The sequence below is a fragment of the Komagataeibacter sucrofermentans DSM 15973 genome (assembly GCF_040581405.1).
Taxonomy (GTDB): domain Bacteria; phylum Pseudomonadota; class Alphaproteobacteria; order Acetobacterales; family Acetobacteraceae; genus Komagataeibacter; species Komagataeibacter sucrofermentans.
This window is the reverse complement of sequence record NZ_CP137157.1, coordinates 2617364-2636343: the sequence shown is the minus strand read 5'-3', so window position 1 is coordinate 2636343 and position 18980 is coordinate 2617364. Positions and strand designations below refer to the sequence as shown.

At 65.0% G+C, this 18980-nt stretch carries 22 protein-coding genes and 1 tRNA gene; 13 read left to right on the top strand and 10 right to left on the bottom strand.

Going from position 1 to position 18980, the window contains the following annotated elements; translation table 11 throughout:
• Window positions 1–12: 12 nt before the first annotated feature.
• The 9 genes from gnd (at window position 13) to R5N89_RS12470 (ending at window position 7782) form a co-directional block, all read left to right on the top strand.
• Entirely contained in the window at window positions 13–1011 is a 999-nt protein-coding gene (gnd, locus tag R5N89_RS12510; RefSeq protein WP_110569546.1) for a phosphogluconate dehydrogenase (NAD(+)-dependent, decarboxylating), read from the top strand.
• Window positions 1012–1162: 151 nt separating this feature from the next.
• Complete coding sequence (gene zwf / locus R5N89_RS12505; protein WP_110569547.1) at window positions 1163–2692, top strand: glucose-6-phosphate dehydrogenase; 1530 nt, start codon at window positions 1163–1165, stop codon at window positions 2690–2692.
• Window positions 2689–3525, top strand: coding sequence for a Cof-type HAD-IIB family hydrolase (locus tag R5N89_RS12500; RefSeq protein ID WP_110569548.1), 837 nt, complete (start codon window positions 2689–2691; stop codon window positions 3523–3525). Before zwf ends, R5N89_RS12500 begins: the two co-directional genes overlap by 4 nt.
• Window positions 3526–3551: 26 nt before the next feature.
• Entirely contained in the window at window positions 3552–4382 is an 831-nt protein-coding gene (locus tag R5N89_RS12495; RefSeq protein ID WP_110569549.1) for a Cof-type HAD-IIB family hydrolase, read from the top strand.
• Window positions 4375–5124, top strand: coding sequence for a 6-phosphogluconolactonase (pgl, locus tag R5N89_RS12490; RefSeq protein WP_110569550.1), 750 nt, complete (start codon window positions 4375–4377; stop codon window positions 5122–5124). Before R5N89_RS12495 ends, pgl begins: the two co-directional genes overlap by 8 nt.
• Window positions 5125–5222: 98 nt before the next feature.
• Window positions 5223–5927 carry a ribose-5-phosphate isomerase RpiA gene (gene rpiA / locus R5N89_RS12485; protein ID WP_110569551.1) on the top strand — a complete coding sequence of 235 codons (705 nt, stop codon included), beginning with the start codon at window positions 5223–5225 and terminating at the stop codon, window positions 5925–5927.
• Window positions 5924–6484: a gluconokinase gene (locus R5N89_RS12480; RefSeq protein WP_167400887.1), complete on the top strand. Its 561-nt coding sequence runs from the start codon at window positions 5924–5926 to the stop codon at window positions 6482–6484. Before rpiA ends, R5N89_RS12480 begins: the two co-directional genes overlap by 4 nt.
• Window positions 6485–6958, top strand: a complete 474-nt coding sequence (locus R5N89_RS12475; protein ID WP_110569552.1) for a low molecular weight protein-tyrosine-phosphatase — start codon at window positions 6485–6487, stop codon at window positions 6956–6958.
• Complete coding sequence (locus R5N89_RS12470) at window positions 6955–7782, top strand: fructosamine kinase family protein (RefSeq protein WP_110569553.1); 828 nt, start codon at window positions 6955–6957, stop codon at window positions 7780–7782. Before R5N89_RS12475 ends, R5N89_RS12470 begins: the two co-directional genes overlap by 4 nt.
• A gap of 102 nt (window positions 7783–7884) precedes the next feature.
• Here R5N89_RS12470 and R5N89_RS12465 read toward each other — a convergent pair.
• The 3 genes from R5N89_RS12465 to R5N89_RS12455 all read right to left on the bottom strand — a co-directional run bounded on the left by R5N89_RS12465 (window position 7885) and on the right by R5N89_RS12455 (window position 9321).
• Window positions 7885–7961 (bottom strand) — tRNA-Asp (locus R5N89_RS12465).
• 138 nt (window positions 7962–8099) lie between these two features.
• Complete coding sequence (locus R5N89_RS12460; RefSeq protein WP_110569554.1) at window positions 8100–8627, bottom strand: carboxymuconolactone decarboxylase family protein; 528 nt, start codon at window positions 8625–8627, stop codon at window positions 8100–8102.
• A gap of 151 nt (window positions 8628–8778) precedes the next feature.
• Window positions 8779–9321, bottom strand: a complete 543-nt coding sequence (locus R5N89_RS12455; protein WP_110569555.1) for a peroxiredoxin — start codon at window positions 9319–9321, stop codon at window positions 8779–8781.
• Between the two features lie 127 nt (window positions 9322–9448).
• Here R5N89_RS12455 and R5N89_RS12450 point away from each other — a divergent pair, with 127 nt between their 5' ends.
• From R5N89_RS12450 to R5N89_RS12440, 3 genes are all read left to right on the top strand, one after another.
• Window positions 9449–10384: a hydrogen peroxide-inducible genes activator gene (locus tag R5N89_RS12450; protein WP_110569556.1), complete on the top strand. Its 936-nt coding sequence runs from the start codon at window positions 9449–9451 to the stop codon at window positions 10382–10384.
• 98 nt (window positions 10385–10482) lie between these two features.
• Window positions 10483–10608, top strand: a complete 126-nt coding sequence (ykgO, locus tag R5N89_RS12445; RefSeq protein WP_003617324.1) for a type B 50S ribosomal protein L36 — start codon at window positions 10483–10485, stop codon at window positions 10606–10608.
• A gap of 100 nt (window positions 10609–10708) precedes the next feature.
• Window positions 10709–11299 (top strand): hypothetical protein, encoded by a 591-nt coding sequence (locus R5N89_RS12440; RefSeq protein WP_110569593.1) that lies wholly within the window; start codon window positions 10709–10711, stop codon window positions 11297–11299.
• A gap of 116 nt (window positions 11300–11415) precedes the next feature.
• Here R5N89_RS12440 and R5N89_RS12435 read toward each other — a convergent pair whose 3' ends face one another.
• From R5N89_RS12435 to R5N89_RS12410, 6 genes are all read right to left on the bottom strand, one after another.
• Window positions 11416–12378, bottom strand: a complete 963-nt coding sequence (locus R5N89_RS12435; RefSeq protein WP_110569557.1) for a peptidoglycan -binding protein — start codon at window positions 12376–12378, stop codon at window positions 11416–11418.
• Window positions 12379–12404: 26 nt separating this feature from the next.
• The gene (locus tag R5N89_RS12430) at window positions 12405–13451 is read right to left on the bottom strand and encodes a flagellar motor protein MotA (RefSeq protein ID WP_110569558.1); all 1047 of its coding nucleotides are present in this window, start codon (window positions 13449–13451) and stop codon (window positions 12405–12407) included.
• Between the two features lie 12 nt (window positions 13452–13463).
• Window positions 13464–14432, bottom strand: coding sequence for an OmpA family protein (locus R5N89_RS12425; protein ID WP_244192216.1), 969 nt, complete (start codon window positions 14430–14432; stop codon window positions 13464–13466).
• Window positions 14433–14504: 72 nt separating this feature from the next.
• Window positions 14505–15326, bottom strand: coding sequence for an inositol monophosphatase family protein (locus tag R5N89_RS12420; protein WP_167400888.1), 822 nt, complete (start codon window positions 15324–15326; stop codon window positions 14505–14507).
• A 107-nt stretch (window positions 15327–15433) separates the two neighbouring features.
• Window positions 15434–16000 carry an elongation factor P gene (efp, locus tag R5N89_RS12415; RefSeq protein WP_110569560.1) on the bottom strand — a complete coding sequence of 189 codons (567 nt, stop codon included), beginning with the start codon at window positions 15998–16000 and terminating at the stop codon, window positions 15434–15436.
• Window positions 16001–16086: 86 nt separating this feature from the next.
• On the bottom strand, window positions 16087–17151 hold the full coding sequence (locus R5N89_RS12410; RefSeq protein WP_110569561.1) for a lysine-2,3-aminomutase-like protein: 1065 nt from the start codon (window positions 17149–17151) through the stop codon (window positions 16087–16089).
• Window positions 17152–17202: 51 nt separating this feature from the next.
• Between R5N89_RS12410 and epmA the strand changes: the two genes are divergently transcribed.
• On the top strand, window positions 17203–18225 hold the full coding sequence (gene epmA / locus R5N89_RS12405; RefSeq protein ID WP_110569562.1) for an EF-P lysine aminoacylase EpmA: 1023 nt from the start codon (window positions 17203–17205) through the stop codon (window positions 18223–18225).
• 95 nt (window positions 18226–18320) lie between these two features.
• Here the strand turns inward: epmA and thiE are convergent, their stop codons facing one another.
• Window positions 18321–18953 carry a thiamine phosphate synthase gene (gene thiE, locus R5N89_RS12400; RefSeq protein ID WP_110569563.1) on the bottom strand — a complete coding sequence of 211 codons (633 nt, stop codon included), beginning with the start codon at window positions 18951–18953 and terminating at the stop codon, window positions 18321–18323.
• Window positions 18954–18980: the final 27 nt, after the last annotated feature.

Below are 18980 nucleotides of genomic sequence, written 5' to 3'. Positions count from 1 at the left end.
GAGTGTTAGATCATGCAAATCGGTATTGTTGGCCTTGGCAAGATGGGCGGCAACATTTCCATCCGCCTGACCCGCCACGGCCATGACGTGGTGGCCTTCGACCGTGACCCCGCTGTTACCGCCAAGGTATGCGCGCAGGCCGAAGGGGGCCGCGCCATTCCCGCCACCGGCCTTGCGGACATGGTGGGCAAGCTCAAGGGCCGCAGGATCATCTGGCTCATGCTGCCCGCGGGTGAAGTGACCGAGCAGGCGGTGCAGGAACTTGGCACCCTGATGGGCAAGGGCGACATCGTGATCGATGGCGGCAATTCCTTCTACAAGGATGACATCCGCCGCGCGGCCGAACTGGTCACGAAGGGCATCGACTATATCGATGTCGGCACCTCGGGCGGCGTGTGGGGGCTGGAGCGCGGCTACTGCATGATGTACGGCGGCACGAAGGAAGCCACCGATCATGTAGACCCCATCCTGTCAGCGCTGGCACCGGGCATTGGCGATATTCCCCGCACGCCAAACCGCGACAAGCCCGGTTTCGACCCGCGGGCCGAGCAGGGCTACCTGCATTGCGGTCCGGCAGGTTCGGGCCACTTCGTGAAAATGGTCCATAACGGCATCGAATACGGCATCATGCAGGCCTTCGCCGAAGGCTTTGACGTGATGCGGTCCAAGAACAGCGATGCCCTGCCCGAGAACCAGCGTTTCGACCTGAACATGGCCGACATTGCCGAGGTGTGGCGGCGTGGCAGCGTGGTCTCGTCGTGGCTGCTCGACCTTTCAGCCAGTGCGCTGGCAGGCAACCCGGACCTGTCGAACTACAAGGGCGACGTGGCCGATTCCGGCGAGGGCCGCTGGACCATCGAAGCCGCGATCGAGGAGGCGGTGCCCGTGCCCGTCATCACCGCCTCGCTGTTCACACGCTTCCGCTCGCGCACCGGCAACAACTTTGCCGAGAAGATGCTGTCTGCCATGCGTTTTGGTTTTGGCGGTCACATTGAGGGTACGAATAACTGACCCGACGCTCAGCCGGTAACTGACAACCTGCCCGGATGCTAGGCATCTGGGCAGGCTCTGGCTGTTCCCCATGAAATGACAGCGCTTAATGACTGCAACCGGAACAGCCGGGGGAGGATTATAGCGAACACAGTTCAGGGACAGCAGCACAATGGAAAACATTATTGCCTCGGCAGTCTCGCAGGTTGGCGACACGCACCATGAGGCCGCCCCCCGGCGCAGCCCGCCGGGTTCGTTCGTCATCTTTGGTGGCGGCGGCGACCTGACGCGCCGCCTTCTGCTACCGGCCATATACAATCTGGCCTGCGCCGGGCTGCTTGATGATGGCTTTGGCATCGTGGCCGTTGACCGCGCGGACCTGACCGATGAACAACTGCGCGAGAACGTACGCGCGGCCCTTGAGGACTTTACCGCCCGGCGGGGGGCCGAAGCCGTCAGCCTGCGCGAGGATGTCTGGGACTGGATGCTGCCCCGCATCCGCTACGTGCAGGGCGACTTTGAATCCGTGCAGACCTATCAGGCCATAGCCGATGTCACGGCAGGGCAGAACTGCATCTTCTATCTGGCCGTGGCGGCCCGTTTCTTTGGCTCCATCGTGGACCGGCTGGGCGAGGCGGGGCTTGTGCGCGAAGGGTCGGACGCCTTTCGCCGCGTGATCGTGGAAAAACCCTTCGGCCATGACCTGCAATCAGCCATCGCGCTCAATACAAGGCTGCTCAATACGCTTGAGGAGCAGCAGATCTACCGCATCGACCACTACCTCGGTAAGGAGACGGTGCAGAACATCCTCGCCCTGCGCTTTTCCAACGGATTTTTCGAGCCGTTGTGGAACCGCCAGAACATCGACCACGTGCAGATCACCGCCGCCGAGACCGTGGGCGTGGAGCAGCGCGCCAAATTCTATGAAGGCACCGGCGCCCTGCGCGACATGGTGCCCAACCATGTCATGCAGCTCCTGGCCATGACGGCGATGGAAGCGCCGATCTCGTTCGATGCCGATGCCGTGCGCAACGAAAAGACCAAGGTGCTCGACGCCATCCACCCCCTTGCCCCCGCCGATGTGGTGCGCGGGCAGTACGCGCCGGGCACGGTGGGCGCAAAAGCGGTGCCGGGCTACCGGCAGGAACCGGGCGTGGACCCCCATTCCCTGACCGAGACGTATGTGGCCATGAAATTCGGTATTGATAACTGGCGCTGGGCGGGGGTGCCGTTTTACGTGCGCACGGGCAAGCGGCTGGCCGCGCGCAAGACCGAGATCGCCATCCATTTCAAGTCCGCGCCTTACGCCCTGTTCCGCGACACGCCGGTGGACAAGCTTGCCCCCAACATCATGGTCATCCACATCCAGCCTACCGAGGGGGTGACCATGCAGTTCTCGGCCAAGATTCCCGGCCCCTCGGTCAGGCTGGGCGGCGTGCGCATGAAGTTCGATTACGCCGAATGGTTCAGCGAAGGGCCGAGCACGGGGTATGAGACCCTGATCTATGACTGCATGATCGGCGATGCCACCCTGTTCCAGCGTGCTGACAATATCGAGGCGGGCTGGCGTGCCGTGCAGCCGGTGCTGGACTGGGGGCAGGATGCCCGCAGCCTCGCCTTTTACGCGGCCGGCAGCGAAGGGCCGGAAGCCGCCGATGCCCTGCTCGCCCGCGACCACCGCCACTGGCTCAAGATTGGATGATGCCCATGACCCCACCCGTTTCCCGCCCGCATGCCGTCAGGCTTGTGGTGTCCGATATCGATGGCACCCTGATTACGCCCGCGCGCGAACTCACCCCCGCCGCCCACAAGGCGGCAGCCGACCTGCGGGCGGCAGGCATCAGGCTCAGCCTCATCAGCAGCCGTGCCCCGCGTGGCATGATGCAGTTCGTCCGCGCCCTTGATATCCGCGAGCCCATCGCGGGCCTCAATGGCGGGCTGATCTGCGCGCCTGACGGCACCATCCGCGAGCGCCTGTCGCTCGAGCCGGTGGTGGCGCAAAGGGCGGTTGAATTCCTGATCGACCACGGGGTCGAGCCGTGGCTGTTCATTGGCCATGACTGGCTGGTGCGCCGCGATGACACGCCACAGGTCGCCCATGAGCGCGAAGTGGTGCAGACCACGCCCGTGCGGGTGGATGACTTTGCCGGTCATTATGTCAATGTGGGCAAGATCATGGGTGTCTCGACCAATCCCGAGACCCTGCCGGGCGTGGAGCGCGACCTTGCAAACATGCTGGGGGGCAAGGCGAGCGTACACCAGTCCTCGCCCATCTACCTTGATATTACGCACCCGCAGGCGAACAAGGGCTATGCGGCAAAAGAACTGGGCAAATTGCTGGATATTGATATCCGGGATACGGCATGCATCGGGGATATGAACAACGACATCCCCATGCTGAAGGAAGCGGGGGTCAGCATCGCGATGGGCAACGCACTTGATAACGTCAAGGCCCATGCCCGTTTCGTGACCCGGCCCAACACCGATGATGGCTGGGCCTACGCGATGGAAAACTTTGTCCTGCCCCGCCCCTGAGGCGCGGCACAGAAGGGAGAGGCGACATGCCCCACGATGCAGCCGGAACGCCAGCAGGCCAGATCAGGCTGGTGCTGGCCGATGTGGATGGCACACTGGTCACGAAGGACAAGATCCTGACCCCACGCGCCATCCGCGCGGTCGAGCGCCTGCGTGAGCGGGGCATCGCGTTCACCATCACCAGCGGCCGCCCGCCCAAGGGCATGAAGATGGTGATCGACCCGCTGAACATTTCCGAGCCGATCGCGGGCTTCAATGGTGGCATGATGGTCAGGCCCGATTTTACCGTAATCGAGGCCCGCACCCTGCCTGCTGACACCGCGCGCAAGGTGATCGGCATCATCCGCGACCACAAGGCCGACCCGTGGGTGTATAACGGCAATGACTGGATCGTCTCCAACGTCGATGCGCCGCATGTCGCGCGCGAGCAGTGGACGGTCAAATTCCCGCCCGTGGTCGGCGATGTCGAGGCGAAGCTGGACCAGGTGGTCAAGATCACGGGTGTCAGCGATGACCTTGAGCTGATGAAGCGCCTCGAGCACGACCTGCAGCAGGCGCTTGGTGATACGGCGTCCGCCGCCCTGTCACAGCCTTATTACGTGGACGTGACCAACAAGGATGCCAACAAGGGCGGCGTGGTGATGGCGCTCGAGCGCCTGCTCGGCATTCCCGCCAGCCAGATGGTGACCTTGGGCGACCAGCCCAATGATGTGCTGATGTTCCGCAAGAGCGGCATGTCGATCGCCATGGGGCAGGCCAGCCCGGAAGTGCAGCAGCAGGCGACCTATGTCTCCACCTCGTGCGAGGAAGAGGGATTCGCCAACGGGATCGAGAAATTCGTGCTGGGGGATGCGTGAGATGACCGGTGGACATGATGTAAAAACCGGGGCCATGGTGGTCCTGCCCGATGCCGAGGCCGTTGCCCAGCATATGGCGCAGTGGCTGACCGAACAGGCGCTGGCCAAGAAGGATGGCCCGTTCGTGCTGGCCCTTTCTGGCGGGTCCACGCCCAAGCGGCTGTACCAGATCCTGGCATCCGCCGAATACCGCGACCGCTTCCCGTGGGCGAACACGCAGTTCTTCTTTGGTGATGAGCGCTTCGTGCCCGAAAGTGATGCGGCCAGCAATTATAACATGGTCGAGACCGAGATGCTGGCGCACGTAACGGTGCCGCCCGCCAACGTGCACCCCATGCCCACATCGGGCGATCCGGCGCAGGCGGCGGCAAAGTATCAGGCGGAGCTTGAAGCGGTTTATGGCGGCAGGGTGCTCGAACCCGGCCGCCCGCTCTTTGATGTGGTGATGCTGGGCCTTGGTGATAACGGGCATACCGCCTCGCTCTTTCCGCGCCAGCCCGTGCTGCAGGAAAAAAAGCTGTGGGTTTCGACCTGCGTGCCCGATGATGCGCCGCATACGCGGCTGACGCTGACCTATCCCGCCATCCATTCCAGCCGCCATGTGGTGTTCATGCTGGCAGGCGCTGGCAAGCGCGAAGCCTTTGCCAAGGTGCGCGCGGGCGACCCGGCGGAGCCTGCCAGCCATATCACCAGCGAGGGTGAACTCATCTGGCTTATGGACAAGGCGGCGGCAGGGCAATAAGTGCGTGGCGTATCGTATCGGCGTGATACGGTGCAGGGCCAAATAAAAACGACGGGGCACCCATGGCCGGGATGCCCCGCAGGAAGAGGAAGCAGCGCATGTCCACCCATAACGCGGACCCACGGGCAGAACTGAAGCGGCAGGCCGCCATCGAAGCCGCCGACATGGTCAAGGAAGGCATGGTGGTCGGCCTTGGCTCAGGCAGCACATCGGCTTTCATGATCGAGGAACTTGGCCGCCGCTGGGCGGATGGCCTGCGCTTTAGCGCCATTCCCACATCCGAGCGCTCGGCCGAGCAGGCGCGCTCGCATGGCATCAAGCTCGTCACTTTCGCCACCCATCCGCAGATCGATATCGACATTGATGGCGCCGATGAGGTCGAGCGCGGTTCGCTCAACCTCATCAAGGGGCTGGGCGGCGCGCTGTTCCGCGAGAAGATCGTGGCTGCCGCCGCGCGCAAATTCGTGGTGGTGGTTGATGACAGCAAGATCGTCGACCGCCTTGGCGCGCGCGTGCCCGTGCCGGTCGAGGTCGCCAATTTCGGCTGGACCAGCACCGCCCGCCAGCTTGAAGCGCTGGGAGCCAAAATCAGCCAGCGCCTGGACCGGGGCGGCAATGTGTTCGTGACCGATGGCGGCAACATGATCCTTGACTGCCACTTTGGCCCGATTGCCGATTCCGTTGGCCTGCAGCGCGAACTTGAGCAGATCGTGGGCGTGATCGAGACCGGGCTGTTCATTGGCCGTACGTCGGAGGTGATCGTGGCGACCGCCGACGGCCTGCAGCGGCTGGGCGTGGCATGACCGGGCGCGGCTTGCAGGACCAGGGCATCAGGCCGCTGGTTCTGGTCGTCATGGGGGTTTCGGGCTGCGGCAAGACCACGCTGGCCGAAGGGCTGCACAACGTGCTGGGCTGGCCTTATCAGGAAGGCGACCTGCTGCACCCGCGCGCCAATGTGGAAAAAATGGCCGCGGGCATTCCCCTGACCGATGCCGATCGCCTGCCATGGCTTGAGCAGTGCCATAAATGGCTGCTCGAGCGCGTGGCGTCGGGGCAGGGGGGTATCCTGACCTGCTCGGCGCTCAAGCGCTCCTACCGCGACCTGCTGCGCGCGGACGGGGCGGCGGATATCGTGTTCATCTATCTCGAAATCCCCGAGGACACGCTCTACGACCGCCTCAAACGCAGGCGCGGGCATTACATGCCGCCCAGCCTGCTGCCCAGCCAGCTTGCAACACTCGAGCCGCCCACGGCGGATGAGCACCCCATCGTGGTGCATCTTGAGGAAACGCCTGCTGCCCTCATTGCCGAGACGCTGGGAATTCTGGCGCAGAAATTTCCCGAGCGCAAAGGGGGCTAGATGACCACCCGCCCTGCCGTCCTGTTTGTCTGCATGGGCAATATCTGCCGCTCGCCGCTGGCCGAGGCCGCGTTAAAGCAGGCTGCCCAGGCGGCCGGGCTGGAGGTTGTGGTCGATTCGGCGGGCACGGGCAACTGGCATGCCGGTTCCCCGCCCGACCGCCGGGCCTGTGCTGTGGCGCGGCAGCATGGCATCGACATGGGTCGTTACCGCGCCCGCGTGGTCCGGCCTGCCGATTTTACCCGCTTTACCCACATCATTGCCCTCGACCATGCCAATCTTGCGCATCTGCGGGCCATGCAGCCACAGGGCGCGCGTGCCGCACTCTCGCTGCTGCTCGACCACGTGCCCGGCAGGCAGGGCGAGGCGGTGGCTGACCCATATTATGGCGATGCCAGCGGGTTCGAGACCACATGGCGCGATGTCAGCGCCGGGGCGGAGGCGCTGGTCAGGCTCTTGCAGGCCCGCCCATGAGTCGCCTCGCCCGCCATGCCGCCACCCTGCTGGGGTCGGGGCTGTGGAACTGGCAGCCGCTCCAGGGCGGCGACATTGCCCAGACCCTGCTGGTCTACCTTAATGACGGGCGCAGGGTCGTGGCCAAGAACGGCCCCGACCCGCTGACTGAGGCCGCCATGCTGCGCGCCCTTGGCGCGACTGGCGCCCCCGTGCCCACCGTGCTGGCGGTGGATGCGGATGCGCTGGTGATGGAATACCGACCCACCGAAGGCACGCTGGCCACCTGCTGGGGCGATCTGGGCCGCGTGCTGGCGCAGGTGCATGAAGCCCGCCCCGAAGGGGGCCTGACCCGCTATGGCTGGACCGGGGATTACGCCCTTGGCGCGGTCAGCGTGCGCAATACATGGGCTGATAGCTGGCCGCAATTCTGGGCCGAGCACCGTCTGGGCGTGCATCTGGCGCATGTGCCCATAGATGTGGCCCACAGCCTTGAGACACTCATGCGCCGCCTGCCGGACCTGCTGCCCGCAATGCCTGCGCCCGCCCTGCTGCATGGCGATCTGTGGAGTGGGAACGTGCTGGTGGCGAACAGGCGCGTGACCGGCCTGATCGACCCGTGCTGCTATTACGGCCATGCCGAGGTAGATCTGGCCACGGCTGGCGTGTTCTCGCAGCCGCCAGCGGCGTTCTATATGGCTGAAGGCCCGCTGGAGGCGGGATATGCGGTGCGCTTCGCCATCTACCGGCTATGGATCGCGCTGGTGCATCTGCGCCTGTTTGGTGCGACATACCGGCCCATGGTGGCGCAGTATCTTGCTGATGCTGGGGCAGGGCAGGTTTAAGCCAGAAAAACAGATGTTTTTGGGTGCCGGCTTTTTTCGAAAAGCTTCACCAGAAACTTTATTCTCATAGAGAAGATTTTAGTTTTGGGAGGCACCGTAAAGTGGCGCGAGTGACGGGGCTCGAACCCGCGACCTCCGGCGTGACAGGCCGGCGCTCTAACCAACTGAGCTACACCCGCATCCGCTGCAACCCCTTGGGGTGGCAACCATTCGGTGAAAGGGCAAATAACAGGCTGGCCCCGTCATGGCAACAGGGCAGGCGAAAAAAAACGCCATGATCTTCCGATTCATGGCGTTTTTCAGGGTAGTGGGTGCGTTCAGGCGGGAATTTCCACGCCTTCGAGCACAACAGCCAGGCCGCTTACGGTTGCGGCAATGCGCACGGCGGTCTGGATCTGCTCGGTGCTGATGCCTGCCGCACGGAGCTGCTGCTCATGGCTTTCCATGCACATGCCACAGCCATTGATGGCCGAGACCGCCATGGACCACAGCTCGAAATCAGCCTTCTCCACGCCGGGGCGCGCAATGATGTTCATGCGCAGGCGCGCGGGCATCTTGGCATAGTCGCCACCCACAAGGTGCACGAAGCGGTAATAGACATTGTTCATGCCCATGATGGCGGCTGCCGCGCGGGCGGCCTCGAGCGCCTCGGGGGTGAGCTTCGGGCCATACTCGGCCACGAGCGCATGGGTCAGCGCCGTGTTGCGCGTGGCAATGGCGGAAGCGACAAACGTGCCGCCAAGCTGCTGGGGCGTGAGCGTGATGTCATTGGCCAGCGAACTCAGGTTGAGCTTGAGGTCCTTGGCGTAATCGGGCAGCGCGGCCTTGATGGAGTCGATCGACATGGGCTTTCTCCATAAGTGTCAGGGGTGGCAGGGGGCATGGCCCCGCTTGTCCCCACGCCTGCGCGCGGTCTGGCGGCAGGTGTCGGGGCAGGCGGCGCGGGCTGCCGCGCGGGGGCATGACCCGCGCGGAAACCTGAACCGGCTGTAAGGATCAGGCCTTGATGAAGGCGTCGCCCTTGTTCCAGTTGCACGGGCACAGCTCATCGCTCTGCAGCCCGTCGAGGATGCGCAGCACCTCCTGCGGGTTGCGGCCAACCGACAGGTCATTGACGCTGACATGGCGGATGATGCCCTCGGGGTCGACAATGAAGGTGGCGCGGAGTGCGGCGCCAGCCTGCTGTGCCATCACGCCGCAGCTTTCGATCAGCTCGCGCTTGATGTCGGCCAGCATCGGAATCTCGAGGTTCTTGAGTTCCTCGTGGTTCAGGCGCCAGTTCAGGTGCACGAAGGCGCTGTCGATCGACACGCCATACACCACGGCGTCACGGTCCTTGAACTCGCCGTTGAGCTTGCCGAAGGCCACGATCTCGGTCGGGCAGACGAAGGTGAAGTCGAGCGGCCAGAAGAAGACGACCTTCCACTTGCCTTCGTTGCACGCGTCCGTGATCTGCACGAACTCGCCCTTGAGCCCTTCGGGCCCACCGGGAACGGCGGTCAGGTTGAAGGCGGGAAACTTGTCACCAACTGTCAGCATCAGGAAATCTCCTGTTTGGGTTAAAATATGGAACGGGTCGGTATCGCAACCCGGCAACTGTATCTATGGCGGGGATGCTGCTATCATACCAGTGAATAATTCATAGACATATTGATCGGCATTATCGATGCTTCCGATGCCTTCCGCCCAGCAGCTCCGTTATCTGGTCTCGCTGGCAGAGCTGCGTCATTTTGGTCGTGCTGCCAAGGCCTGCGCCGTAACCCAGTCCACGCTTTCCGCCGGTATCCTGGCCCTTGAGCGCCAGATGGATGTGAAGCTGCTCGACCGTGAGGTGGGCAAGAAAGTCGTGTTCACCCCCTTGGGCGACAGGGTGGTGGGTCAGGCCCGCCACGCGCTTGAGGCCCTGCAGGGCGTGCTCGACATGGCCGTGGCCTCGCGTGAGCCGATGAGCGGGCTGCTGCGGCTGGGCGTCATTCCCACCATCGGGCCGTTTGTCATGCCTGCCCTCGTGGCCCGCCTGCCGCGTCAGTACCCCCGGCTGAACCTCTCGCTGAGCGAAGACCTGACCCATAACGTAATGGAAAAACTGGCGCTGGGCCGACTCGATCTCGTGCTGCTGGCCATGCCGTGTGACTGCGCCGATAGCGAAACCCTGCCGCTGTGGCGCGACCCCTTCATGCTGGTCATGCCGCGCGCGCACCCGTTTGCCCGCCTTGACGTGGTGCCCGTGCCCGACCTTGCGCATGAGCGCATGATCCTGCTCGAGGACGGGCACTGCCTGCGCGAGCAGACGCTGGCCATGTGCCGCCAGGCGGGCGGCTGGCCGCGCCCGGAGGACGAGACGCAATGCGCCGTTACCTCGCTGTTCACGCTGGTGGAAATGGTGGCGGCAGGCATGGGGCTGGCGCTGCTGCCGCAGATGGCGGTCGACTCGCAGCTGATGGACTGGACCCGCCTGACCGTGCGCCCCGTAAGCGGCGCGCAGGCCTGGCGCACCATTGGCCTGGCCTGGCGACCGCGCTCGCCCCGGGCTGCGGATTTTCAGGCCATTGCCCCGTTTTTTATGCCAGATTCGATCCCGCAGGCGAATTCCCTGCTGTAAATGGCGCCAGAATCCGCTGCTGGAGTTGACTCTTGGCGCAGGCAAGGGTATTCGGGCGCCTCTTTTGCGGCACATCGCCGCTAGTCGAGGGTCGGATCATGAAAATCAGAAACAGCCTGAAATCGGCCAAGGTTCGGGACAAGGACTGCCGTGTGGTCCGTCGCCGTGGCAAGGTCTACGTCATCAACAAGAAGAACCCGCGCATGAAGGCCCGTCAGGGCTGATTGCCAGACGGCCTTGACCGTCCGGTTCATCTTTGAACAGCCGCAAAGCCGCGCAGGCAGGTTTTCAATAACCTGTGTGCGTGGCTTTTCGTGCGTACTCATGCTTGCAGCCAGCCTGTTGCCCCTGCCTGCCCGCGCGGCGGATGCTCCGGCCCACGGGCTTGACCGGCACGCAGGCCCGCCCGCCAGGGCGCAGGGCAGCACGTCGGCCGAGCCATCGCTGGACAGTCTCGAGACGGAACTGGCCCATGCCGCCACGGCACGTGGCGCGCGTGATCTGCTCGGGCGCATCGAGCAGCTACGCCTGAAGGATCTGGCGCCCACCACCACTCTGCTGGTGCGCCGCGCACAGGATGATCTTGACGCCCAGCGCCCGCTTGATGCCGAGCAGGACATGGATGATGCCCTGCTGCTTCAGCCCGATGTGGAGGTGCTGTGGCGCAACCGCGCGCAGGCCCGCCTTGCCGCGGCCAACCCTGATGGCGCGGTGGCCGACCTTGGCGTGGCCCTGCACCATGATGGGCGCGATGTCATGGCATGGAAGATTCTGCAAGAAGCGGAAGCCCAGCGCGGCGACTGGCAGGCAGCGTGGAAAGCTTGGCAGCATGTGTTGCAGCTCGAGCCCACCATTCCCGATGCAGCCCACCAGACCGAGCAGTTGCGCCTGAAGGCCTTTGGCCAGCCCACCTGAAAAACATCATTAAAAGATAAAAGTTTTTGGTGAAGCTTTTTTCAAAAAGCTTCAGGAAACGCCGCCTTTTTGAAAAAAGGCGGCGCCCAAAAACTTTTGATCCTGATTCTTGCCTGTCAGCGGTCCGTCAGGCGGAACTCGATGCGGCGGTTGCGGGCATAGGCCTCGGCCGTGGTGCCGTTATCAAGCGGCTGGTAGTCCGAAAAGCCGGTCGCGGCCAGATGGTGCGGGTTGATGCCCTCGGCAATCAGCAGCTTGACCACCGTAATGGCGCGCTCGGATGACAGCTCCCAGTTGCTGGGGAAGGCGGTGTGAATGGGCAGCCGGTCGGCATGGCCGTCCACGCGCAGGATCCACGGCACGTCGGGCGGAATCTGGGCAGCGACCTGCCGCAGCGTCTTGGCCAGTATCTTGATCTGCTCCACGCCCTCAGGCGACAGGTCGGCGCTGCCGACGGGGAACAGCACCTCGCTTTGAAACACGAAGCGGTCGCCCACGATCTGCACGCCCTTGTGATCCTGCATCACGCTGCGCAGGCGGCCAAAGAATTCGGAGCGGTACTGCTGCAACTGCTCCACCTTGCGCGCCAGCGCCACGTTGAGCTGCATGCCAAGGTTGTCGATCTTGTGGTCGCGCTCCTGCACGGCCTGCTCGCTCACTTCGAGCGCTGCGCTGACGGCGCTGAGCTGCGCATTGAGCTGGGCAAGCTGGGCATCAAGAGCAGAAGCATGGCTCTGGGCGGTATCGCGCTCGCTGGTCTGCTGGTTGAGCTGGGCGGTGAGCGAGCTGGCGGTGGCCGCGTCCGCCTCGTGCTCCTTGTGCAGGGTGGCGATCTCGGTCTGGAGCGCGGTGGTGTGGCTGTGCTCGAGCGAGAGCATCTGGGCCAGTCGGGCCACCTCGTGCTCGAGCTGGTCAAGGGCCTGCTGGCGCTTGTTCAGGGTAACGGACAGGAAAGCCTGCCCCAGAACGAACACCAGCAGCACGAAGATGATGACCATGAGCAATGTTGACAGCGCATCAACATAGCCCGGCCAGGCATTCAGTTCGGAACGGATCGAGCGACGGGAACGGCGCGCCATGAAATAACCCTTGCCTTGGTCTGCGGTCAGGAAGCGGAGTGGCCCGTTCCGGGCGTGCTTGCAGCAATGGTGCGCGCAAGCAGGCGCAGGTCGTTGCGGATGTCGGCTGCCATCTGCTCGCGTCCTGCCGCCGATTCCTGCACAAGGCGGGCCAGCAGGGATTCAATGCCCTGCAGGTGGTCCTCGCCCCGGTTGTCGGCCAGCTGGGCCAGGCGGTCGTTCAGCGCGGTCAGCAGGCGCTGCTCCTGCGCGCGCGTCTCCTCGCTGCGCGCCATGAGGGCCTGCAGCTTTTCCATGTTCTCGGCGGTGTGCTCGAGCAGCGCCTGCACGTAGGCGGGCACGCTGGCATCATTGCCGCCCACCTGCAGGCCGCCTGCCGAAAGGCGGGTGATGGTGGCCAGCCATTCCTCAAGCTCGTTGAAGAAGCGGGTCTGGGCCTGGCCCGCCGTAAGATCAAGGAAGCCGAGCACCAGAGCGCCCGCCAGCCCGAACATCGAGCCCGAGAACGCCGTGCCCATGCCGTGCAGCGGGCCTGCCAGCCCGGTCTTGAGCTGGTCGAACATGGCGTTGGTGTCGCCGCTGCCTACCGACATGTTGCCAATCACATCGGCAATGGAGCCCACGGTCAGCAGCAGGCCATAGAACGTGCCAAGCAGGCCGAGGAAGATGAGCAGCCCGGTGAGGTAGCGCGAGAGTTCGCGCCCTTCGTCAAGGCGTGCGGACAGGCTGTCGAGCAGCGACTGCATGACCGGGGCGGAAAGCGTCAGCCTGCGGCCCTTGTCGTGGGTGGCCAGCATCGAGGCCATGGGGGCGAGCAGGCGCGGCGGCGGCGGCGTGGTCAGCCCCTCACGCGGGTGGCGCAGGATGTTGACCCAGCGCACTTCGGGGATGAGGCGCAGGATCATGATGATGTTCCACGCCACCCCGAGCACGAGAATGCCGATGATCAGGCCATCAAGATAGGGATTGTTGCAGAACGCCTGATAGAGGGTGGGGGAAAGCAGGGCTGCGACAACCCCGACAGCCAGAAGAAACACAAGAACCCGTAAAAGGTAGGTCGTCGGTCGTGTCACGCAATGGTTTCCTTAATGCGCCGGTGGGTCGGTAGGGGTGGTTGAGGCCACCACACCGGAACGGGTTACGTCAACACAATCCGCACCCGCGCCCTGGGCGTTTGCATCGGGCAGGCCGATGGCGCGCACATAGATGCGGGTGGGGGCCACGCCCGCGTGGATCAGCACCGAACGCGCGGCAAGCCCGCGGCTCAAGGCAACCCGCCGTGGCGTTGAGGGATCATCGGGGCGGCCTTCGCCATAGGCCACGATGTTGATGTGCTGGTCGGGCAGCTTTTGCATGATTGTGGCAAATGTTTGCAGGGCCGTAATCATGCGCGGATTCATGTCCGCTGACTGCGTGGCGAAGTGCAGGCGCGTGCCGCCCGTAACCTTTTCCGCCCGGCCGCGTGCCTGCGGGTCGGCCTTGACCTCGGGCGGGGGCGTGAAGGGGTGCAGTTGCACGGGCGTCTCGGGCGGGTGCAGCACCGGGTTATCAGGCGGCCTTGCGGCTACGGGCGGCAGGGCGGCAATGGCGGCGGCAGGCGCTACGGCATTGGTGCTGCTGCTCGGCGTGGGCGCGGGAACTGTCGCGTGCGTGCTGGCCGGGGCTGTTGCAGCGCGCGCTGGCGCGGGGCTGGCGGCCTGCGATGCTGGAGCTGGAGCCGGAGCTGGTGCCGGAGCGGCTGCATGATGGGTGGCGGGTGGCGGGGTGCTGGCACCCTTCCGGGGGCGGGCCATGGGCGTGGGCGGCACCTGGGCTGCTGGCGGCGCGCTGGTGGCACTTTCCGGCATGTCGGGCATGGTGGCGCCCGACAGGCTCATGCTGCCGCCATCGGGCAGCATGGCAGGGCGCTTTTTGGGTGCGCCAAGGGCGTCAAGCGCGCTCTTGCTGGTGGTGACCTGTGCATGCGCGCTGCCCAGCAGGGCGCAGGTGGCAACGCCCAGCACGGCCAGCACACGCGCGGACCGGCGGGGAAGGGAGGGGAATGTGTGCTGCATTATGCCCGGCAGGCTACCGGGCCACAGGCGGGGGCGCAATCGGCAAACGGGCCACGGGGGCCCTGCCGTGCATCAGCCGATGCTGCTGGCCACGAGTTCGCGCAGCGGGCCGTGCATGTGGGGGTTGCCCACCACCGCATCGATGGAGGCCGCGAGATCGTTCAGATCCTCGCCCGCAGGGTCGGTTGCGTAACCACCGGCCTCACGCACGAGCAGGATGCCGGCGGCGCAGTCCCACGGCTTGATACCCAGTTCCCAGTAGCCATCGTACCGGCCTGCCGCGACCCAGGCGAGGTCGAGGGCGGCGGCACCGAATCGGCGGATGCCCGCCACCTGCGGCATGAGTGCGCCCAGCGTGCGCGCAAACGACAGGCGATTGCGCGCCGAGACCTTGGCAAACGGGATGCCGGTGGCAAACAGCGCCTCGTTCATCGACCGGCGGGCGGATACGCGCAGGCGGCGGTCGTTAAGGAACGCGCCAACGCCCTTTTCGGCCCAGAACATCTCGTTGGCCACGGGGTTGTACACCAGCCCCGCCACGATCTCGATCGTGCCATCGGGCAGGCGGCGCTGCAGGCCGATGGAAATGGCCCAGTGCGGCACGCCGTGCAGGAAGTTGGTGGTGCCATCGAGCGGGTCGATCACCCAGCGCCACGTCCAGCCTTCGCTGCCCGAGGCACCGCTTTCCTCCATTAGGAAGGCGTAGCCGGGCCGGGCGCGGGCCAGTTCCTCGTGGATGGTGGTTTCGGCCCGCAGGTCGGCCTGCGAGACGAAATCGCCAGGCCCCTTGATGCTGACCTGAAGCTGCTCGACTTCGCTGAAGTCACGCAGAAGGCGGCGTGCGGCCTTCTGGGCAGCGTTCTGCATCACCGTCATATGGGGAGAGAGTCGCATTGCCACGGTGATCGGTCCTGTCTGGTTCGGCGGTGGAACGGGTGTGAAGGGTGAAGAAAAAAAACGGGTGGCGGCCTGCGTGCGGGCAGGCTGCCGCCCTTATGGGGTCAGGACTTGGCGCGCTCGACGTAGCTGCTGTCCTCGGTGCGGACCACGATGCGCTCGCCGGCTTCAATGAAGGGGGGCACCATGGTTTTCACGCCGTTGGACAGGCGGGCGGGCTTGTAGGACGAGCTTGCCGTCTGGCCCTTTACCACCGGATCGGCCTCGACCACCTCAAGGGTCACCTGGGCTGGCAGCGTCACGCCAACCGGGTCGCCTTCCACAAGGTTGAGCACCAGGGTCATGTTGTCCTGCAGGAAGGGGGCCTGATCGCCCAGCAGGTCAAGCGGCAGGATCAGCTGCTCGAAGGTCTCGGGGTCCATGAGCACGATGTTGTCGCCATCCATGTAGGAGTAGGTGTATTCCTTCTCCTCGGTCATCAGGCGTTCAACGGTATCGGCGGTGCGCCAGCGCTCGTTGGTCTTGTTGCCGGTCTTGAGGTCGCGCATTTCCACCTGGATGAATGCGCCGCCCTTGCCCGGCGTGATGATCTGCTGCTTCAGGACCGTCCAGCGACGGCCGTCGTGCTCGATGACCTGCCCGGCACGGATCAGGTTTGCCTGCTGCTTCATGGTGGTCCCTGTATGGTTGTGGGAAGTATGGCGGTTCGGCTTCTAGCGCCCCGCGCGCGGAAGGGCAAGGTTTCGCGCCTCTCTTTTCAGCCCTGTTCGCGCGCAAGGCGGTGCAGCGTGCCATCAGGCGCCAGTGCGCCGAGCATGCCATCGGGGCCGGTGCGCAGGTAATCCGGTCCGATCGGCACCTTGCCATGCCCGCCGGGAATGTCGAGCACATAGGTCGGCCACGCAATGCCCGTCACCCGCCCGCGCAGGCTGGCCAGCAGGCGCTGCCCCTCGCGTATGGGCACGTGAAAGCGCGCGGTGCCCGGCGCGGGGTCAAGCTGGTGCAGGTAATAGGGGCGGATGCGGGCGGCGACCTGCGCGCGCAAAAGTGCCTCGAGCGCCTCGGGCGTGTCGTTCACGTCGCGCAGCAGCACGGACTGCCCCAGCACGGGTATGGCGCGCGCCTGCACGCGGCGGATGGCGGCGCGGGCTGCGGGCGTGAGTTCACGCGCGTGGTTGATGTGCGCCACCAGCCACATCGAGCGCGTGGTCTCGAGGGCTTCGGCCATCTCCTCATCCAGCCGGTCGGGATCGGCCACCGGCACGCGGGTGTGGATGCGGATGGTGTGGATATGCGCCATCCCCTCAAGCGCCTGCATGATCGCGCGCATGCGGCGCGGCGAGAGCATGAGCGGGTCGCCGCCGGTCATCACGACTTCATGAATGTCCGGGTGCGTGCGCAGCCAGTCGAGCGCTGTCTCGAGTGCCGCCTCGTCAAGCACGCCACCGCCGGGGCCGACATGCTCGCGGCGGAAGCAGAAGCGGCAGTAAAGCGGGCACACCAGCAGCGGCTTGAGCAGCGCGCGGTCGGCATAGCGGTGCACGATGCCCGGCACGGGCGAGAGCGCGTCATCGCCAATCGGGTCCGGGTCTTCGGTGGGGTCGGTATGGCTTTCCGCCGCATCGGGAATGACCTGGCGGCCGATCGGGTCATCGGGTGTTTCGATCAGGCTGGCAAAGGCGGGCGGAATGGCGGTGGCGTAGTGCTTCGCCACGTTTTCCAGTTCTGGTGCCTGCGCCGGGGTAATCAGCCCTGCCGCAAGCAGGTCGGCCACGCTGCGCAGCGTGCGCCGGGGCTGGGGGGGATTGACCGGTGATGCCATGCAAGGGCTGTACTGCGCGTATCCGTCCGCTGCAACCAAAGAGCGTGCCCCATGCCCGAGTCCCTGCCTTCACGCCCCGACTGTGCCCGCATTGCCGACCGGCTGCCGCTACTGCTGCGCCGGGGCCTCGTGCTGCGTGGCGTGAGGGCATTTTTTGATGCGCGGCACTATACGGAAGTCGAGACCCCCTATGCCGTGCCGACTCCGGGCGAGGAAGTGCATCTGAAAGTATTCGCGACCGAGCGCGCGGGGGCCGATGGCAGCCGCGAGCGGCTGTGGCTGCACACCAGCCCGGAATTTGCCATGAAGCGCATCGTCGCCGCCACCGGCCTGCCCGTATATCAACTGGCGCGGGTGTGGCGGAATGCCGAGGGCAGCAGGCTGCATGCCCATGAGTTCACCATGCTGGAATGGTATCGCCCCGGCGCCACGCTGGCGGGGCTGATGGATGAAACCGAAGCCCTGCTGCGCGCGGTCCTGCCGCCCGTGGTGCGGGCGGGCGGGGATGAAATCAGCATTACCGCTCCGTTCGAGCGCCTGACGGTGGCTGAAGCCTTTGCCCGGTATGCGGGCGTGGACATTCTGGCCCATGAGGGCGATGCCCCGGCGCTGGCTGAGGCCGCAGGCTGTGAACTGCGCCGGGGCGAGACGTGGGAGGATCTGTTCTTCCGCCTGATGATGGCGCGCATCGAGCCACATATCGGCCGCACGCGCCCCACCTTTCTCACCCACTGGCCTGCAAGCCAGGCAGCGCTGGCCCGGCGTGATCCTGCTGACCCGCGCGTGGCGCTGCGTTTCGAGCTTTATGCGGGCGGCATCGAACTGGCCAATGCGTTTGAGGAACTGACCGACCCCGCCGAGCAGCGCGTGCGTTTTGAGGCCGACCGGGCGCGGCGTGCAGCCCTTTACCCCGGCGAATCCGGTCTGGACTGGCCGATGGACGAGGCTTTCCTGTCCGCCCTTGGCAACCTGCCGCCCTGCGCGGGCATTGCGCTGGGCTTTGACCGGCTGGTGATGCTGGCTGCGGGCACGAACCGGATTGCGGATGTGCAGTGGCTGGGAGAGGGATCGTAAAACATCAGGGAATAATGAAAGTTTTTGGGTGCCGCCTTTTTTCAAAAAGGCGGCGTTCTTCTGAAGCTTTTTAGAAAAAGCTTCACCAAAAACCTTTATTCTTCGGCGGCTGCAATCGCCGCGTTCATGGCCTTTACGCCTGCACCCGGTCCATCAGGGTGCGACCACACCGCGCTGATGACCGACAGGAAATCCGCCCCCGCGCGCACCAGTGTGCCGCAGTTATCGGGCGTGATGCCGCCAATGGCCACGACCGGCAGTTCGATCATGCTGCTCCACCATGTGAGCAGCGCCGGGTCGGCCCGCACTTCGGTTTCCTTCGACGGCGAGGGGAAGAACGCGCCAAATGCCACGTAATCCGCCCCGGTCTCACCCGCGCGCAGCGCCATGTCGCGGCTGTCATAGCACGATACGCCAAGTTGCAGGTTGTCGCCCAGAATGCGCCGGGCGGTGGCCACGTCGGTATCGTCCATGCCCACATGCGCCCCGTCGCAGCCGCAGCTTACGGCAAGGTCGGGCCGGTCATTCATGATGAAGGCCACGTCACGCGCATGGGTTATGGGCTGGAGCACGTCCACCGCGCGGCGGATGGTGTCGTCATCCACGTTTTTAAGGCGCAGTTGCACCGCCGCCACCGGGCCTGCGTCGAGCGCTGCGGCAAGGCGGGGGGCGAAGGTGGCCGGATCAAGCGATTCGGGGGTGATGAGATAGAGCTGGCAATCGGTCATGTCGGGCCGATCCTATGCCACCGTGGC

What these genes read in the sequence shown, in the direction of transcription:
- gnd (WP_110569546.1), top strand. Translation starts at nt 13, where the DNA reads ATGCAAATCGGTATTGTTGGCCTTGGCAAGATGGGCGGCAACATTTCC.
- zwf (WP_110569547.1), top strand. Translation starts at nt 1,163, where the DNA reads ATGGAAAACATTATTGCCTCGGCAGTCTCGCAGGTTGGCGACACGCAC.
- R5N89_RS12500 (WP_110569548.1), top strand. Translation starts at nt 2,689, where the DNA reads ATGATGCCCATGACCCCACCCGTTTCCCGCCCGCATGCCGTCAGGCTT.
- R5N89_RS12495 (WP_110569549.1), top strand. Translation starts at nt 3,552, where the DNA reads ATGCCCCACGATGCAGCCGGAACGCCAGCAGGCCAGATCAGGCTGGTG.
- pgl (WP_110569550.1), top strand. Translation starts at nt 4,375, where the DNA reads ATGCGTGAGATGACCGGTGGACATGATGTAAAAACCGGGGCCATGGTG.
- rpiA (WP_110569551.1), top strand. Translation starts at nt 5,223, where the DNA reads ATGTCCACCCATAACGCGGACCCACGGGCAGAACTGAAGCGGCAGGCC.
- R5N89_RS12480 (WP_167400887.1), top strand. Translation starts at nt 5,924, where the DNA reads ATGACCGGGCGCGGCTTGCAGGACCAGGGCATCAGGCCGCTGGTTCTG.
- R5N89_RS12475 (WP_110569552.1), top strand. Translation starts at nt 6,485, where the DNA reads ATGACCACCCGCCCTGCCGTCCTGTTTGTCTGCATGGGCAATATCTGC.
- R5N89_RS12470 (WP_110569553.1), top strand. Translation starts at nt 6,955, where the DNA reads ATGAGTCGCCTCGCCCGCCATGCCGCCACCCTGCTGGGGTCGGGGCTG.
- R5N89_RS12460 (WP_110569554.1), bottom strand. Translation starts at nt 8,627, where the DNA reads ATGTCGATCGACTCCATCAAGGCCGCGCTGCCCGATTACGCCAAGGAC.
- R5N89_RS12455 (WP_110569555.1), bottom strand. Translation starts at nt 9,321, where the DNA reads ATGCTGACAGTTGGTGACAAGTTTCCCGCCTTCAACCTGACCGCCGTT.
- R5N89_RS12450 (WP_110569556.1), top strand. Translation starts at nt 9,449, where the DNA reads ATGCTTCCGATGCCTTCCGCCCAGCAGCTCCGTTATCTGGTCTCGCTG.
- ykgO (WP_003617324.1), top strand. Translation starts at nt 10,483, where the DNA reads ATGAAAATCAGAAACAGCCTGAAATCGGCCAAGGTTCGGGACAAGGAC.
- R5N89_RS12440 (WP_110569593.1), top strand. Translation starts at nt 10,709, where the DNA reads ATGCTTGCAGCCAGCCTGTTGCCCCTGCCTGCCCGCGCGGCGGATGCT.
- R5N89_RS12435 (WP_110569557.1), bottom strand. Translation starts at nt 12,378, where the DNA reads ATGGCGCGCCGTTCCCGTCGCTCGATCCGTTCCGAACTGAATGCCTGG.
- R5N89_RS12425 (WP_244192216.1), bottom strand. Translation starts at nt 14,432, where the DNA reads ATGCAGCACACATTCCCCTCCCTTCCCCGCCGGTCCGCGCGTGTGCTG.
- R5N89_RS12420 (WP_167400888.1), bottom strand. Translation starts at nt 15,326, where the DNA reads ATGCGACTCTCTCCCCATATGACGGTGATGCAGAACGCTGCCCAGAAG.
- efp (WP_110569560.1), bottom strand. Translation starts at nt 16,000, where the DNA reads ATGAAGCAGCAGGCAAACCTGATCCGTGCCGGGCAGGTCATCGAGCAC.
- R5N89_RS12410 (WP_110569561.1), bottom strand. Translation starts at nt 17,151, where the DNA reads ATGGCATCACCGGTCAATCCCCCCCAGCCCCGGCGCACGCTGCGCAGC.
- epmA (WP_110569562.1), top strand. Translation starts at nt 17,203, where the DNA reads ATGCCCGAGTCCCTGCCTTCACGCCCCGACTGTGCCCGCATTGCCGAC.
- thiE (WP_110569563.1), bottom strand. Translation starts at nt 18,953, where the DNA reads ATGACCGATTGCCAGCTCTATCTCATCACCCCCGAATCGCTTGATCCG.